This window comes from Caldanaerobacter subterraneus subsp. tengcongensis MB4 (genome assembly GCF_000007085.1).
Lineage (GTDB): Bacteria > Bacillota > Thermoanaerobacteria > Thermoanaerobacterales > Thermoanaerobacteraceae > Thermoanaerobacter > Thermoanaerobacter subterraneus.
The window spans coordinates 1,682,615-1,698,161 of sequence record NC_003869.1 but is presented as its reverse complement, the minus strand read 5'-3'; the positions used below and the strand labels follow the sequence as shown (position 1 = coordinate 1,698,161).

At 38.5% G+C, this 15,547-nt stretch carries 14 protein-coding genes and 7 tRNA genes; 19 read left to right on the top strand and 2 right to left on the bottom strand.

Annotated elements, in window-relative coordinates:
- Positions 1-6: 6 nt before the first annotated feature.
- Positions 7-966 carry a type I phosphomannose isomerase catalytic subunit gene (locus TTE_RS08405; protein WP_011025947.1) on the top strand — a complete coding sequence of 320 codons (960 nt, stop codon included), beginning with the start codon at positions 7-9 and terminating at the stop codon, positions 964-966.
- Here TTE_RS08405 and TTE_RS08400 read toward each other — a convergent pair.
- Positions 947-1,687: a DUF72 domain-containing protein gene (locus TTE_RS08400; protein WP_011025946.1), complete on the bottom strand. Its 741-nt coding sequence runs from the start codon at positions 1,685-1,687 to the stop codon at positions 947-949. The two genes, TTE_RS08405 and TTE_RS08400, sit on opposite strands and share 20 nt — an antisense overlap.
- A 135-nt stretch (positions 1,688-1,822) precedes the next feature.
- Here TTE_RS08400 and TTE_RS08395 point away from each other — a divergent pair.
- The 5 genes from TTE_RS08395 (at position 1,823) to TTE_RS08370 (ending at position 6,091) form a co-directional block, all read left to right on the top strand.
- Positions 1,823-1,899: transfer RNA gene (locus tag TTE_RS08395), tRNA-Val, on the top strand.
- Between the two features lie 228 nt (positions 1,900-2,127).
- Positions 2,128-2,997, top strand: coding sequence for a methyltransferase domain-containing protein (locus TTE_RS08385; protein WP_226990127.1), 870 nt, complete (start codon positions 2,128-2,130; stop codon positions 2,995-2,997).
- A 414-nt stretch (positions 2,998-3,411) separates the two neighbouring features.
- Entirely contained in the window at positions 3,412-4,497 is a 1,086-nt protein-coding gene (locus tag TTE_RS08380) for a glycosyl hydrolase family 18 protein (protein WP_011025943.1), read from the top strand.
- Between the two features lie 71 nt (positions 4,498-4,568).
- Entirely contained in the window at positions 4,569-5,963 is a 1,395-nt protein-coding gene (gene pepV, locus TTE_RS08375) for a dipeptidase PepV (protein WP_011025942.1), read from the top strand.
- A 51-nt stretch (positions 5,964-6,014) separates the two neighbouring features.
- A tRNA-Val gene (locus TTE_RS08370) sits at positions 6,015-6,091 on the top strand.
- 75 nt (positions 6,092-6,166) lie between these two features.
- Here the strand turns inward: TTE_RS08370 and rgy are convergent.
- Positions 6,167-9,520 (bottom strand): reverse gyrase, encoded by a 3,354-nt coding sequence (gene rgy / locus TTE_RS08365; protein ID WP_011025941.1) that lies wholly within the window; start codon positions 9,518-9,520, stop codon positions 6,167-6,169.
- 142 nt (positions 9,521-9,662) lie between these two features.
- Here rgy and TTE_RS08360 point away from each other — a divergent pair, with 142 nt between their 5' ends.
- The 13 genes from TTE_RS08360 (at position 9,663) to TTE_RS08305 (ending at position 15,545) form a co-directional block, all read left to right on the top strand.
- The gene (locus TTE_RS08360; RefSeq protein ID WP_011025940.1) at positions 9,663-10,436 is read left to right on the top strand and encodes a prolipoprotein diacylglyceryl transferase; all 774 of its coding nucleotides are present in this window, start codon (positions 9,663-9,665) and stop codon (positions 10,434-10,436) included.
- 67 nt (positions 10,437-10,503) lie between these two features.
- Positions 10,504-10,974 carry a GAF domain-containing protein gene (locus tag TTE_RS08355; protein ID WP_011025939.1) on the top strand — a complete coding sequence of 157 codons (471 nt, stop codon included), beginning with the start codon at positions 10,504-10,506 and terminating at the stop codon, positions 10,972-10,974.
- A gap of 13 nt (positions 10,975-10,987) precedes the next feature.
- The gene (locus TTE_RS08350; protein ID WP_011025938.1) at positions 10,988-11,209 is read left to right on the top strand and encodes a NifU family protein; all 222 of its coding nucleotides are present in this window, start codon (positions 10,988-10,990) and stop codon (positions 11,207-11,209) included.
- An 84-nt stretch (positions 11,210-11,293) separates the two neighbouring features.
- Positions 11,294-11,470: a small, acid-soluble spore protein, alpha/beta type gene (locus tag TTE_RS13560; protein WP_011025937.1), complete on the top strand. Its 177-nt coding sequence runs from the start codon at positions 11,294-11,296 to the stop codon at positions 11,468-11,470.
- A 33-nt stretch (positions 11,471-11,503) separates the two neighbouring features.
- Positions 11,504-12,247: an SIR2 family NAD-dependent protein deacylase gene (locus tag TTE_RS08345; RefSeq protein ID WP_041587176.1), complete on the top strand. Its 744-nt coding sequence runs from the start codon at positions 11,504-11,506 to the stop codon at positions 12,245-12,247.
- Positions 12,248-12,352: 105 nt separating this feature from the next.
- Positions 12,353-13,756, top strand: a complete 1,404-nt coding sequence (locus TTE_RS08340) for an ISLre2-like element ISTte3 family transposase (RefSeq protein WP_011024560.1) — start codon at positions 12,353-12,355, stop codon at positions 13,754-13,756.
- Between the two features lie 167 nt (positions 13,757-13,923).
- Positions 13,924-14,124, top strand: coding sequence for a cold-shock protein (locus TTE_RS08335; RefSeq protein ID WP_011025935.1), 201 nt, complete (start codon positions 13,924-13,926; stop codon positions 14,122-14,124).
- Between the two features lie 70 nt (positions 14,125-14,194).
- Complete coding sequence (gene hslO / locus TTE_RS08330) at positions 14,195-15,079, top strand: Hsp33 family molecular chaperone HslO (protein ID WP_011025934.1); 885 nt, start codon at positions 14,195-14,197, stop codon at positions 15,077-15,079.
- Between the two features lie 73 nt (positions 15,080-15,152).
- Positions 15,153-15,228: transfer RNA gene (locus TTE_RS08325), tRNA-Val, on the top strand.
- 1 nt (position 15,229) lies between these two features.
- Positions 15,230-15,306: transfer RNA gene (locus TTE_RS08320), tRNA-Asp, on the top strand.
- A 4-nt stretch (positions 15,307-15,310) separates the two neighbouring features.
- Positions 15,311-15,386: transfer RNA gene (locus TTE_RS08315), tRNA-Phe, on the top strand.
- A 5-nt stretch (positions 15,387-15,391) separates the two neighbouring features.
- Positions 15,392-15,467: transfer RNA gene (locus tag TTE_RS08310), tRNA-Gly, on the top strand.
- Between the two features lie 3 nt (positions 15,468-15,470).
- A tRNA-Cys gene (locus TTE_RS08305) sits at positions 15,471-15,545 on the top strand.
- The last annotated feature ends 2 nt before the right edge of the window (positions 15,546-15,547 follow it).

The window sequence follows — 15,547 nt, the reverse complement described above, 5'->3', positions numbered from 1 at the left end:
TATTTTATGGAACCTCTTAAGTTTAAGCCAATATTTATGGAGAGAATATGGGGAGGAACTGCTTTAAAAGAGAGGTTTGGGTTTGATATTCCTGAAGGCAAAAAAATAGGGGAACTCTGGACAGTGTCTGACAATAGGACGGCAGTTAGTGTAATTGATGGAGGAGAATTTGACGGGAAAAAGATAAGCGATGTGGCGTTGGAATTTGCTGAAAGTCTCTATGGGAAGGGGAAAAAATACGAAAGGTTTCCTCTCCTCATAAAAATCATAGATGCGCAGGATAAACTCTCAGTTCAAGTTCACCCTGATGACGAATACGCCTACAAGTACGAAAATGGTGATTCGGGTAAGACAGAGATGTGGTACATAATAGATGCTAAGCCGGGTGCCAAATTGGTCTGTGGTCTAAAAGAAGGTACCACAAGAGAAGAATTTATAAAACTTTTAGAAGAGGAAAGACTAGAAGAATGTCTAAAAGAAGTAGAAGTCAAGGCGGGAGATGTTGTCTACATTCCTGCTGGGATGGTACATGCGATAGGCGAAGGCATTTTGATATGCGAAATTCAGCAGAATTCCGATTTGACCTACAGGGTCTATGACTACAACAGAGTGGACGAAAAAGGCAGAAAAAGAGAGCTCCATGTAGATAAAGCACTTGATGTAATAGATTTTGAACTCAAATCAGATAAGATAGTGCCTATGTTTGAAGAAATAAAAGGAGGGCGTATTGCAAGAGCAGTTGAATCCCCATATTTTAACGTTGAGATAATTGAACTGGCTGAAAAAATGGAGTTTGAAACTTATGACAGATTTGAAACTCTTACTTCTGTGGAAGGCATATTAGAGGTAGAGTGGGAAGAAGGGACAAAAGTAGTAAAGGCAGGAGAAACTATTGTCATACCCGCTTTTGTAGATAAATACAAAGTTAAAGGAAAAGCTAAATTTCTCAAAGCATATGTGCCGTGAGTTTTATTAAAGTTTTGGCATTTTGAATTGCGCAGCCGTTGACGTCATTGTTGAAATACACGTAAATTTCATCGCAATTTTTTAAATATTCTTCTATGTCTTTTGCCAATTCCTCAAGTTCTTCTTCTGAATAGGAGGAACTGAACAAAGCTTCAGGCCCATGCATTCTAATGTAAGCAAAATCTGCTGTGACAACTTTTGCCTTAGGATACCGGGAGGAATCTGCTATTACCCAGGCGACTTTCAATTTCCTCATAAGGTCATAGACTTCTTCATCAAGCCAGCTTTTATGCCTGAATTCCAAGGCAAATTTGTAGTTTTCTTTCCCTCTTAAAAAGTTTATGATTTTTTCTACATTTTCTTGGTCTTTTTTAAAACTTGGAGGGAATTGCAGGAGAATAGGTCCTAACTTGTCCTTCAACAGGTCTATCCTTTTTTTGAAATTGTTCCACGCTTCTTCCACATCACAAAGTTTTTTTAAGTGAGTTATGTGGCGGGAGGCTTTTACAGAAAAGATGAAACCTTCAGGAGTAGAGGTATACCATTTCATCAAAGTTTTTTCTTGAGGTAAGTGGTAGAAAGAAGAATTTACTTCAGCGCTCAGAAAATGCTTTGAATAAAAGCTAAGCCTTTCTTCATAAGGAAGGTTAGAAGGATAAAAAATTTCTTTCCAGTGGGAGTATGCCCAACCGGATGTCCCTATGTAGAGCTTTTTCCCCATCTTTTTTCCTCCTTTCAGAATGTGTTGCTTTTAAGAGTATGATACAACACAAAAAATCTATATGACAATAGTTTTGTCAAATTAGGGAGTTGCATATCTTAAGAGATTGTATTATAATAAAAACAGACAGATGATGGGGTCATAGCTCAGCTGGTTAGAGCGCTACGTTGACATCGTAGAGGCCACAGGTTCAAGTCCTGTTGACCCCACCATATGAAAATGAAGGCTTTCAGGGCTCACGAGAGCCCGTTTTTTTTTTACTTTTTTTGCTGTTTTGATGCCATTTTGGTGCCAGAATTTTTTCAGCTTTATTCTGGTGACTTGGTTTTTTTCATGCTTAATTTATGGAATTATAAGGCAATAATTCCTGGAGCTGTTTGGCGAATACTTTTCAATATGGTATAATATTTTAAGGCGTGATATTAAAATTGGAGGTGGGAGTGGGGTTGAAAAATCTAAATGGAAAGTGGGGATTGGACTCATCTAAAGAGTTTTACTGGGAGCCAGATGTGGAAGGAGGCTATAGAGTTTACAAAGTAAAGTCTGTTATTATAGAACATCAGTCACTGTATCAGAAGATAGACATTGTAGAACTTGAAACTTGGGGAAAGAGTTTATTTTTAGACGGCAGCCTTCAGTCAACAGAATCAGATGAATTTATATACCATGAACTTTTGGTGCATCCAGCTATGCGTGTTCACCCTTCTCCTAAGAGAGTTTTGATATGCGGGGTAGGAGAGGGGAAGAGCGTAAGAGAAGTTTTAAAATACCCGACAGTAAAAGAGGTAATAGGTGTTGATATAGATAAAGAAGTAGTTGCCCTCTGTCAGAAACACTTGGGTAAAACACCTATTGATGACAAGCGTGTGAGACTTGTATATCAAGATGTAGCAGAATTTATAAAAAATTATAGAGGCGAACCCTTTGATGTAGCTATAGTAGATGTAACAGATGATTTAGATGGGCCTGCTAGGAGTGTTCACCAGTTAGACTTTTATAAAAGGCTTTATGAAATTTTAGGCGAAAAAGCTACTGTGGTAGTGCAGGGGACATCAGCTTTTTCGAAAGTTAAAAATGTCGGCTTTTGCCACATCTATGAGATTCTCAAAGAAGTATTTCCTTTTGTAATTCCCTATGCCGATTACATCCCCTCTTTTAGCGATTTGTGGACTTTTTTTGTGGCTCTGAAAGGAATTAAAGACTTAACCCCAAGGCATGAAATCCCCCGTGACCTTAAGTATTACGATGAATATACAAATGAAAGGATTTTTACTCTAGCTAAGCCTTTGAGAGAAAAACTAGGGGTATGATAGTACCCCTTCAGACTGTTGACAAAATAAAGAAGTGGCATTTTGTGTGTAAATGCGACTTGTTGTCAAAGCGGTAACTAAACTTGGCGAACTTGAGGAGCGAAGGCGGGGCGAGCAAAGCGAGCGGCCACCTGAGCCTGAAAGGCGAATTGGCCGGTACCCCGCCTGAGCCCGAAAAGTGAGCCTTAGTTTAGTCGCTTTGCAACTCTGGAGCATTAACACAAAATGCCACTTAAATAAGAAAGACTTTGTCAACAAACTGTAGGGGTATGATAGTACCCCTTTTTAATTTAAGAAATTGCAAGATTAGATGAAACTTTGACGAAAGGTTATACTTAGTTTTTTATACATAAAATTTTCACTTCTTGCAAAATATATAACCGAATCACAAAAGTGAGGAGGTTATGCCTTTTTATGAAGAGAAAAAATCTCATAATGACAATTTTGGTAATTTTTATAGTGGTCAGTTTGATTTTTTTAAATGGATGCAAGAGTGGGACACAAAAACAGTTTTTTAAGCCTTTTGCTGGGGTTAAGGGTAAGAAATTGCAAGTTGTGGGATTTTACATGGATTCTCAAGGGTATGACAATTCTTATCAGTCTCTAGTGAGATATTCCAAATACATAGATACGCTTTCACCGCTTTGGCTAACAGTTGAGGGAGATGGGACAGTAAAGGACTCTACTAATCCGCAGGCCTTAAACTACGCCAAAAAACAGGGTATAAAAGTAGTTCCCCTGGTGAATGTTGCCAATAGCAAGGATGAAGTGCTTTTAGACCCCAATATTCGCGACAAAGTCATCTCTCAATTGGTAGTTCTTCTAAAAAAGCACGATTTTGACGGGTACAACATAGACTTTGAGTTCATACCTCATGGAGAAAAGAATTATGTAAAGGACAAGGATTATCTGACGGCCTTTGTGGCTAAGTTAAAGCCTCTTGTCAAAAAAGAAGGAAAAATATTGGACATATCAGTTATACCTCACTATCAAGTGCCAAAAGAAATATCCGGAATATACGATTATAGAGAACTAGCGCATTTGGTGGACCACGTTACATTGATGACTTATGACAGGCATAATGCTTCTACTCCTCCTGGTCCTGTTTCACCGGAACAGTGGGTAGAGTATAATGTAAAGGATGCCCTCAATGAAGGGTTTAAGCCTGAGCAGATATGCCTTGGGGTTGCTACTTATGGCTATGACTGGCCTGCAAGCAAAAGCGGAGGTTTCTCAAGGCCTACCAAAGAAATCATGACAAAGGCAAAACTTCAGGGGATTGAGATAAAATGGAGTGATAAGTACCAAGAACCCTACTATACTTACTATGACAAAATAACCGGTACCACAAGGGAGGTTTGGTTTGAGAATTCATATACATTGGCAGAAAAAATAGAAGTGGCAAAAAGGTATAATCTCCATGGAATATGTGTGTGGAGGATTGGTTTTGAAACCCCCTCTTTCTGGAAAGTAATTGACCAGAAAATAGGTGCGCGGTAAAAAATGTTGAAAACATTTAAGTTTGAGTATATAATAGATATGTAAATTACCAATTTGTTGGGGGGATTTTTATGGATTTAAACTCTTACATAGACAGCATGAGGGATGAAATCATAAAATCCGTTCAGGAATTAGTCAGAATAAAAAGCGTGCAGGATGAACCGAAACCAGGTATGCCGTACGGAGAAGGCGTTGCAAGAGCGCTAGAGAAAGCGCTTGAAATTGCAGAAAGGTTGGGATTTAAAACTAAGAACCTGGACGGCTATATAGGGTATGCAGAGTACGGTGAAGGAGAAGAAATGATTGCAGTGCTGGGGCACCTGGATGTAGTGCCTGAAGGGGATGGGTGGACATATCCGCCCTATGGAGCTGAGATACACGACGGAAAGATATATGGGAGAGGTACTGTGGACGACAAAGGGCCAATAATCGCTGCTTTATATGGCCTAAAAGCCATAAAAGATGCAGGCCTTAAGCTTTCGAAAAGAGTGAGGATTATTTTCGGGACTAATGAAGAAACAGGGTCCCATGAGATAAAATATTATCTGGAACACGATGAAGCTCCCACAATGGGCTTTACTCCTGATGCACAGTACCCGATTATACATGCAGAAAAAGGAATAACAATGTTCAATGTGGTCAAAGATTTTAATAAAAAGCCAAGTAGAATAGTGGTAAAATACATCAAAGGTGGAGAAAGGCCCAATGTGGTCCCCGGTTACTGTGAGGCGAGGCTTAAGGTTGAAGAGGAAAATACCAAGAAAGAGATTTTGAATGAATTAGAAGCTTTTGTAAGAGAAACGGGGTATGACCTTAAATTTGAGGAGAAGGAAGGCGATTTAGTAATAAAGTCTTTTGGGATACCTGCCCATGGAAGCCTTCCACATCTCGGGAAAAACGCAATAATGCAACTATTCCTCTTTTTGGATAGAATAAATTTAGATGAAAGCGATGTGAAGGACTTTATACACTTCTTTGCGACGAATGTTGGCATGGAGACTAATGGCAAAACTTTTGGAATATACCTAAAAGATGAGACAGGAGAGCTCACCTTTAATGTGGGAACTGTTTCGATAGATGAGGACAAGGGAGTATTGGGATTGAATATAAGATATCCTGTCAAGCACAAGTATGAAGACTGGATGAACATTTTTGAGGAGAAGATAAAAGGTCAGGGTATGAGAATAGAGGATATGCTGCACCAGCCGCCTTTGTATTTCCCACCTGATCATCCCTTGATAAAGATTTTAAGTAAGGTTTATGAAGAGCAGACGGGACAGAAAGCAGAGCTTTTGGCTATAGGTGGTGGAACTTATGCCAAAGAAATGCCGAATACTGTAGCTTTTGGTCCTGTTTTCCCAGGAAAACCAGAGCTGGCTCATCAGGCTGATGAGTACATAGAAATTGAAGACCTGATATTAAACGCAAAAATTTACGCTCACGCAATATATGAACTTGCCAAATAAAATCTCCTTGCATGTGCTTTGAAATTGTATTATAATAAATAAAGAAGCGGTGGGGTCATAGCTCAGCTGGTCAGAGCGCTGCGCTCACATCGCAGAGGTCACAGGTTCGACTCCTGTTGACCCCACCATAGTAAAATTAAGACTTTGACGGTCCTATCAAAGGACCGTTTTTTCTATTTTTTGCTGTTTTGGTGCCAAAGTTTTTAATTTTTTATTAGAATCTCGTTTAATTCTTCATATAAGTTTTTTAAAACACTCTGGTAATCTTTTTCTCCTGTTTCGACTGATTCCATGAGCTTTTCCAATTGGCGGGTAGTTTCTTCGTTTATGTAGTTCATATATCTTTCTGACAAGTACGAATAGACCTTTCTTCCCAAAGCAGTGGTTCTAAGCCTTTTATAAACGTCCTCAATTATATACTTCCTTTTGAAAAGTATATCTACTATTTTTGCATATGTGGAGGGCCTGCCTATATTTCTTTTTTGCATTTCTTCAATCAAAGAAGCTTGTGTGAAAAGGGGAACTGTGTGAGTAGTGTAAGTCCTCTTAGAAACTACTGAGTATTTTTTCTCTTCAAAGGGTGTATAGACTGTTATTGGGTTAAAAATATTCCATCCTTCTTCTTGTAATTTTACTGGCACCTCCCTTTCTACCTGAAAAGAACCATTCTTAATCAAAATTTTTTGATTTATCACGACAGGGGATGTCATTTGGCTTGCCATGAATCTATTGAATATCAAAGAATACACTTTTATGTGCATGGGACTTAAATAGGCAGCTATTTTTTCTGTGATGAATTCAGATAATTCTTCTGGAGATATCGGTTTTACCGGTCTTATGGCCTCATGAGCTCCTTCTTTACCCCATTCTCTTTCAGACAAAAGGGTAATTTTACCTATTTTCTCAAGGTATGACCGCGCTATTTTCTGTCCTGTAGAAGAAATTCTGGTGGAGTCTGTTCTGTGATAAGTTATAAAGCCTAGCTCAAAAAGCGTCTGGAGTATTTCCATTATCTGCTGCACAGGCAGTTTAAATTGCTGAGAAGCAGCTGTCAACAAAGAAGGAGTATTAAAAGGTGGTAAGGGAGAAAGCGCCTGTTCTTTTTCTTCTACTATCTCCACTTCTACCTCGTCTACATCTATTTTTCCATCTACTTCAAATTTAAATCCATTATCCAGTGTGAACTGAGTTACAGTTTTTTTGCTTTTACTGTGTTCTATTTCTTTTTCTAAAATCCACCCGAGAACGGTGCTTTGCACTCTTCCTGCAGATAAATTAGAGTTTTGAAAATTTTTCTGAAGCCGCAAGCTCAGTTCAAATCCTACCCATCTATCTTCGATTCTCCTCACAATTTGCGACTTTACAAGATTCACATCACAGTTTCTCCGATTTCTTATGGCCTTATCGAAGCCAAATTTTGTAATTTCGTGCATTTCAATGCGCTGAACGTTTTTATTTACCGGTTTTATATATTGGGAGATATCCCACCCAATTTTTTCGCCTTCCACGTCTGGGTCTGTGGCAATTATCACTTCATCTACTTCCATCGCGATGTCCCTTAAAGCTTCTAAAATTTTTTTCTTATCATCAATCTTGTCTGAATTGCAGTAGGGGCAACGGGGTAGTTCATCTGTAAACTGAGCTCCGCAGGAACTACAACGCTTTATGGAGTTGTAGTAAGGAATGAATCTGCCATCATTTATCTCCACGCCGTGCAGCCCTGTTTTTGTCTCCAAATCATACAAATGTCCTTTTGATGCAGTTAAAAGCAAAATACCTTCCTGTGTTATTGACTCGTGTACCATTAAAGACCCGTATCTTCTTGTAGAAGATTTTTCTAAAAATTTTGAAATAGTTTGGGCCTTTGTAGGAGATTCGACGATTATCATTCTAGATTTCATGTCTTTAGAAGAGCTGTCTGTTGAAATGGCTTTTCTAGTTTCTTCTGCTTCTTTCACTAAATGCTCAATTTCACCTTCTTCTGTCCACTCTTCCTCGGTGAGGTAGAGAAGTCTTGCCTTTAAAAGTTCAAATAAGGAATCGTCTTCCTCAAAGAGTATGGAAATTCCTTTGGTGAGAGATGTACCGAATATTCTCGAAGTCCTTCCAGAAGCCTGGATGTATGTGTACACATCAGGTATTACTATGAGATTTTTCTCTTTATCAAATTTTGTAGTGGGGAAATTTTTCTGTATGAGTTTTTCCCAGGTTTCAGGTGATATGTATTTTTCTACAGATTTTCTGAGCTTTTCTGTTGAAAGCCTCTGCAGGTCTTTGAAGTAGGCCTTCAATTTTGGGTTGTTTTCTAAATAATCCTGAAAATTTCTTTCTAGAATAAATCTGGGAGCATTTTCTAACTTTGTGCTGAATTTAAAAGAGGGAGTTCCCCAAAATACTGCAAATTTGATCCTTAAAGGCAAGTCAATTCCCCTTACTAATTTTCCGTAGTAAGAGTATATGCCACATAGAAGCTGTAGGCTTCCCTCCTTAAATTTTTCAAAAGATTTCTCAAAATCTTCCCATGTTTTACCTAATTTTACTCCATGTTCTTCTAAATAGTTTGCAATTTCTTTCCCTTCTTCTTCTGTGGGTACAAAGAGCAGGATTCCGTCTTTTAAGAGGTTAATTATATAGAGCAATTTTTCTAGCGATTTTTCTTTTATTCTCACGTTTGTTATATTCCGTGCACTGGTAGTAAATCTTCCGATTTCAAAACCCAAAAGTTCTCTAAATAAAAGGGGTTTTATGCCTTTTGGTTTTGCGGTGGCAGAAGAGACGATTAACCTTCCTTTTGGAGCTTTTTCTTCAATTTGAATTTTATCGGAATTGTTACCTTTTTTTAGATTGTCTAAAGTTGAGTCTATCGCTTTTTGTGAGATTCCTATCATATTAAGAAGTGTGTCAATATTTTTCGATGATTTCAAAACTGCATCTACGTCATCCACAAATACGAGGTCAAAAACTTTTTGAGAAAGCTGCTCTTTTCTTTTGGATATGAACTGGGATGAGATTACCAGTATGTCGTAGTTTCCTTCAGAAAAGTTTTTTTCAAATTTTTCCCTTTCCTTTTTTTTCAGCGAAGACGTATAAAAGAGAATATTCACATCTTCATCTTCTTTAGAAAATTCAATCAACCTCTTTGCTGCCTGTTCTACCAGTGAGACCGTGGGGAAAACGAGAGCTACTTTACCGCCTTTTTTTGCAATCCAAAGAGCTGAAATTAGTCCAAATGTAGTTTTGCCGACTCCAGTTGGAGCAACGAGTGTAAAGCTTTTTGAGAGTAAAAGCCGCTTTGCCCAGAATCTTTGATACCCGGTGGGCTTTTTGTTTATTTTTGAAAAGAAAAATTCTTCAAATTCCTTGTATTGTTGATTTAAATTCCAGTATTTTTCATATCCTTTAAGACTGTTGTTGAGTTTCAAACCTTTTAGGACATCTCCATCTTCAAACGGCAAGCACACCTCACAAGGTAAGCCTTTTTCATTTCTTGTGTCCGTGTTTATTCCTCCGCAGTTTATGCAGGAGTGATAGTATTTTGCACCTGTTGCCAATGCCATTGCCCCCTACTTTGAAATATTAGCTGTTTTTCTATTTTCCAAATATACTAGAAAACTTTGAAAAAATCAATCCTCTTGACATGCTGTTGAAATGCTGTAAAATGGTATTATACAATGAAAATCGAAGTTGGAGGTAGCGATAATGGACATTCCTTCATTGAGCCCATATGCTTTTAAATTCGGACCTATTGCCGTTCACTGGTATGGAATTTTTATGGCTATTTCTATTGCGGTAGGAGGATACTACCTTTATAAGCAGGCGACGAAATTGAATTACGATGAGGATTTTTTGTTAAACCTTTTAATGATAGTTGTGATATTTGGGGTTATTGGAGCAAGACTCATGTTTGTGCTTGCCAACTATCCTGAGTGGTTTGTTAAAGACCCTGTACAGGTTTTTAAAATTTACGAAGGTGGGCTTTCATGGCATGGTGCAGTACTTGGCGGCTTTTTGGCAGGTCTTTATTATTGCCGAAAAAAGGGAGTTAGAATAAATCCTCTGGAAGATTTCGCTGTAGTTGGGCTGGCTTTGGGAAATATGCTGGTGAGAGTGGGCAACATATTTAACCATGAGGTTTTGGGAAGGCCGACAGAGTTTTTCTTCGGCAGATGGCCAGCCCAGCTCGTTGGTGTAGCTATAGGAGCTTTTCTTCTCATAAGGTATTTTTACGTGCAGAAAAAGCACATGCCTGACGGTTATCAGTTTTGGTCTTTTATCTTTTATTACCAGCTTTTAAGAGGAGTGTTTGAGGAGACTGTAAAAGACGTACCTCTTGTGTGGCCTGTATATTTAAATGAAGAATGGGGTATTGGATTGTTTACTATGACGCAGGTGGCTACTCCATTTATATTAATACTGGCTTACTGGATGATTAAAAGAGTTTTGAATGACCCTAACAGGCAGTATTACGATTGAGTTTTTGTTTTTGATAGGTTTTATGGTAAAATTATATTGACAAAATTTTTACAAGGGAGTTGTAGCTATGGAAAAGCAAAAGGTTTTTGAAAGGTTGATTGACGAAATTAAGGCAAAAGCAAGAGACATAACTGATATGGATACATTTTACAAGGAAGTTGTGCGAATTTTATCCGAAAATGTGCCCTATTACAATTGGACGGGTTTTTATTTCATGAAAGACGGGGAATTAGTGATAGGACCTTATATTGGCAGGCCTACAGAGCATGTTAGAATAAAAGTGGGACAGGGAGTTTGTGGAAGGGCTGTAGCTGAGAAAAGCACTATAATAGTTGATGATGTGACTAAAGAAGATAATTATTTAGCCTGCAGCCTTGAGACAAAATCTGAAATAGTAGTTCCAATTTGGGCTAATGGAGAAATAATAGGAGAAATAGACATTGACAGTGATGACTTGGCTGCTTTTGATGATAAGGATAAAATATTTTTAGAGGAAGTGGCTAAAATTATTGGTAGAAAATTAGAAGGAAAGTTTTAAAGGAGGGATTTAGGTGAGAGAGAGAGTAGAAGAGATATTAAACCTTATAAAACCTTCACTTCAGGCAGATGGAGGAGATGTAGAGCTTGTAGATGTCACCGAAGACGGTGTTGTAAAAGTGAAATTGACTGGAGCCTGTGGAGGTTGCCCTTTTGCTACTTTGACGCTAAAAGAGGGTATTGAAAGAGCAATTAAAGAGGAAATTCCAGAAGTAAAAGAAGTTATAGCAGTTTAATCCGGGTCTTCCCGGATTTTTTATTTTACGTAAGTTTCGGGAAAGCTAATTAGAGGAGATTATCGACAAAGAAGGGGTGAAGGTATGGAAGATAGGTTTTTGTTTGAGCTTTTGAAGTGGGAAGCAGCAAAAGAGCTAGGACTTCTGGAAAAGGTGAGGGAAGTTGGATGGCCTAATCTCTCAGCTCAAGAAACAGGCAAAATAGGAGTTTTAGTGAAGAGAAAAATTAAAGAAAAAATGAAAAAGAACAATAAGATGTGATATACTGATACTTGAAAGGGGGGATTGTTTTTTATGGACAGCAAGAATTTGTTTAAAAAAGCGGCGGAACTTATAAAATCCTCTCAAAAGACTATGGTCTTAACAGGTGCAGGAATTTCTACGGAAAGCGGAATTCCTGATTTTAGAAGTCCTGGTACAGGCTTATGGGAAAATATGGACCCTACAGAAGTTTTGTCCACAAAAGTTTTGTTCAATTCACCTGAGGAGTTTTACAGGGTGGGCTTTAAAATTTTGTCCTCTATGAGAAATGCAGAGCCAAATGAAGCTCATTATATATTGAGTGAAATGGAGAAGGAAGGAATAATTGCGGGGGTAATTACGCAGAATATAGATAACCTTCATCAAAAGGCGGGCTCAAAAAAAGTTTACGAAGTTCATGGAAATACGAGAGAAGGAAGTTGTTTAAGATGCGGGGAGAAGGTGAGTTTTGAACTTTTGGAAGAAAAAGTGGCAAAAGAAGAGATACCTCCCCGTTGCGACCGCTGTGGAGGAATGCTAAGACCAGATGTGGTTCTTTTTGGGGACCCAATGCCTCATGCCTTTGATTTAGCTCTGAAAGAGGTGCAGGAAAGTGATCTTTTGATAGTCATAGGTTCTTCGCTGGTCGTCGCCCCTGTGAATTTTTTACCTGGGATGGTGGACGGCTTAATAATAATAAATGCTACAGAGACCCCTTATGACTATAAAGCTGACGTGGTGATAAGGGAGAAAGCTAGCTACGCACTTAGAAATATATGGAATTTAATAAAAAGTTGAACATAGTGTAAAATTATCGTAGGATTTTTAAAGTGAAAAAACAAGAGACAACCCCTGTGATAAAATAGATTGTGGAAAACAAAAAACACGAAAGGGGTGTCTCTTGTGAAAAAACATATTTTTGAGGATATTATACTACAAAATGCTCTAAATTTCACTAGGGAAATGATGAATGTTTTTGAGGATTTATTAAAGAATGGAATGAATATTACAGAGCTTGTAGCAAGGATAAAAGAACTTACGGACAAACTAGGTAGAGAGGCAATAGAAGCAATTATTGAGGAGTTAGATAGGATAATAAAAGAAGACAAGAGAAGGAAAGAAAAATGGGTAGTAGAGAGGAAAGATAAAAAGAGATTAACGACAGTCCTTGGGGATATTGAATATGAGAGGACATATTACAAATCAAGGGAGGATGGTAGATATACATATTTAGTGGATGATGCATTAGAGATAGGACGGCACGAGAGGATAGAAAAGGGAGTAAAAATAAAGTTAGTAGAAAATGCGATAGAAGAATCATACGAGAAAAGTAGCGAGAAAGCATGTCCAGAGAAAATAAGTAAACAGACGGTATTAAACGCAATAAGGGAAATAGGAGAAGTAGAGGTGAAGAGAGAAATAAAAGAGAAGAAGGAAGTAAGGGTTTTATACATAGAAGCAGATGAAGACCATGTACCTTTACAAGATGGCAGCAGTGAAACACCGCGATTGATATACATACATGAAGGTAGGGAAGAGAAAAACGGAAGGAACGTACTGAAGAATGTGTATTACAAGGCATACGTAGGAGAGAAAGCAGAAGACATATGGATAGATGTAGCGAATTACATAGAAGAAAATTACAAGGAAGAGAAGATAGAGAAGATATACATAGCAGGAGATGGAGCACCATGGATAAAAGAGGGATTAGAATGGATAGTAAAATCAAGGTTTGTGTTAGACAGATATCATTTAAACAAATACGTATTAAAAGCAACATCAAAAGAGCCAAAGTATAGGGATAAGATATGGAGAGCAATAAATGAAGGGGATAAAGAAGGAGTGAAGAAAATATTTGGTGAGTTAATAAAGATAGCAAAAGAAGAGAAAGAAAAAGAAAAGATAAAGGAAGCGAAGAGATACATACTAAACAATTGGGAAGGGATAAAGATATACAGTGAAGACGAAGATGTAATAGGGTGCAGTGCAGAAGGGCATATAAGCCATGTATTTTCTGCAAGACTTAGCAGGAATCCATTAGGGTGGAGCAGAGAAGGATTAAAGTTAATGGCGAAATTAAGGGTATTTAGCAAGAATGGAGGAGACTTAAGAGAAGTAGAGTGGGGCAAGAAAAAGAATATAAATGCAGGAAGTTACAAATTAACAGAGAAGCAAATAAAAGAGGCAGTAAGGAGAGTTAAAACGTCTACAAATGAAAAAATAAACAATATTACGGTTTTGAATATAGGGAAAGTAACGCCAATATATAGGGTTTTAAGAGCATTAAAATATGCACAAGTTATATAAAGAACATGATAAAACGAAGCCCTGAATTAATTAAGTTTCAGGGGTTGTCTTAAAAAAATCCTACAGTATCTTGACACTATCAAAAAGTTGAAAAAAAGTTTGACTTTTTGAAGTTTTGGTGTTATGATAAATAGGTAAATCATTTATTAGTTTGGAGGAAGATGTAAATGGTAAGAGGTAAAGTTAAATGGTTTAATGCCGAGAAAGGCTATGGTTTTATTGAGAGAGAGGATGGCACAGACGTATTTGTGCACTACTCCGCGATTGAAGGCGAGGGCTTTAAGACGTTAGAGGAAGGACAGGCGGTAGAATTTGAGGTAGTTCAGGCGGCTAAAGGCCCACAGGCTTCTAAGGTAAGAAAGCTGTAACTGCCGAATTTTAAACCCTAACATGTATATGTTAGGGTTTTTTGATATATAAAAGGTGGAGGTTTACAAAATGGGTGACTATATCGTAAAAGCGACTGCTTATGAGGACAATGTGCTGGCTTTTGCAGCTCTCTCAAAAGATACAGTAAATAGGGCAAAAGAGATTCACAGTCTTACGCCTACTGCCTGTGCAGCTTTGGGCAGAAGCCTTACAGCTGTTGCGATGATGAGGACTATGATGAAAGGAGAGAAGGATAAAGTCACTCTTGTCATAAAAGGGGATGGACCGATAGGCAGTATTGTGGTCGTATCCAATTTTCCAGGTATTGTAAAAGGATATGTGGGAAATCCTTTTGTCGATTTGCCTTTGAGTGAAAAAGGAAAGTTAGATGTGGGAAGGGCTGTTGGTAAAAAAGGTTATGTGACTGTGATAAAGGATATAGGTTTGAAAGAGCCTTACATAGGGACGGTGGAGATCCAGACAGGAGAAATTGGAGATGACATAGCCTATTACTTTTACACTTCTGAGCAGATTCCCTCTGCTGTAGGATTAGGAGTTTTAGTGGGGAAGGAAGGGGATGTGCTGACAGCGGGAGGGTTTATACTTCAGCTCCTTCCCGATGTAAAAGAAGAGGTAATATTAAAGCTTGAAAAGGCTATTGGTCAAATTACCTCTGTAACAGACCTTTTGAGGCAGGGGAAGACTCCGGAAGATATTTTGACCTCTATTTTTGAAGAGGAAGAAGTAAAATTTTTAGAGAAAATACCGCTAAAATACGAGTGCGACTGTTCACAGGAAAGATTCGAGAGTGCTATTCTTGCCTTAGGGAAAGAAGAGATACAAAAACTTATTAAAGAAGAACAAGGTATTGAGACTGTGTGCCATTTCTGCGGCAAAAAGTATTTTATAACTAGAGAAAGACTTGAGGAGCTTTTAAAAGAAGCGGAAAATTGATGCTGATTTATGAAATTGGGTGTTGACTATTGAGAGTTTTTTATGTATACTATTACTTGCATGGAGCAAAATTGGTCGTGTAGCTCAGCTGGGAGAGCACCTGCCTTACAAGCAGGGGGTCATAGGTTCAAGTCCTATCGCGACCACCATGGCCCAGTAGCTCAGCTGGTTAGAGCGCCAGCCTGTCACGCTGGAGGCCGAGGGTTCAAGTCCCTTCTGGGTCGCCATCCTGCCCCGATAGCTCAGTAGGTAGAGCAAGGGACTGAAAATCCCTGTGTCAGTGGTTCGATTCCACTTCGGGGCACCATCCAAGCGGGCATAGCTCAGTTGGCAGAGCATCACCTTGCCAAGGTGAGGGTCGCGAGTTCGAGTCTCGTTGCCCGCTCCATAAGGCGACATAGCCAAGCGGTAAGGCAGGGGTCTGCAAAACCCCGATTCCCCGGTTCGAATCCGGGTGTCGCCTCCATA

Coding starts and splice junctions, on each gene's coding strand:
- TTE_RS08400 (WP_011025946.1), bottom strand. CDS start 1,687: ATGGGGAAAAAGCTCTACATAGGGACATCCGGTTGGGCATACTCCCAC.
- TTE_RS13560 (WP_011025937.1), top strand. CDS start 11,294: ATGGAAGATAGGTTTTTGTTTGAGCTTTTGAAGTGGGAAGCAGCAAAA.
- rgy (WP_011025941.1), bottom strand. CDS start 9,520: ATGGCATTGGCAACAGGTGCAAAATACTATCACTCCTGCATAAACTGC.
- TTE_RS08345 (WP_041587176.1), top strand. CDS start 11,504: ATGGACAGCAAGAATTTGTTTAAAAAAGCGGCGGAACTTATAAAATCC.
- TTE_RS08360 (WP_011025940.1), top strand. CDS start 9,663: ATGGACATTCCTTCATTGAGCCCATATGCTTTTAAATTCGGACCTATT.
- TTE_RS08335 (WP_011025935.1), top strand. CDS start 13,924: ATGGTAAGAGGTAAAGTTAAATGGTTTAATGCCGAGAAAGGCTATGGT.
- TTE_RS08355 (WP_011025939.1), top strand. CDS start 10,504: ATGGAAAAGCAAAAGGTTTTTGAAAGGTTGATTGACGAAATTAAGGCA.
- TTE_RS08380 (WP_011025943.1), top strand. CDS start 3,412: ATGAAGAGAAAAAATCTCATAATGACAATTTTGGTAATTTTTATAGTG.
- TTE_RS08405 (WP_011025947.1), top strand. CDS start 7: ATGGAACCTCTTAAGTTTAAGCCAATATTTATGGAGAGAATATGGGGA.
- hslO (WP_011025934.1), top strand. CDS start 14,195: ATGGGTGACTATATCGTAAAAGCGACTGCTTATGAGGACAATGTGCTG.
- pepV (WP_011025942.1), top strand. CDS start 4,569: ATGGATTTAAACTCTTACATAGACAGCATGAGGGATGAAATCATAAAA.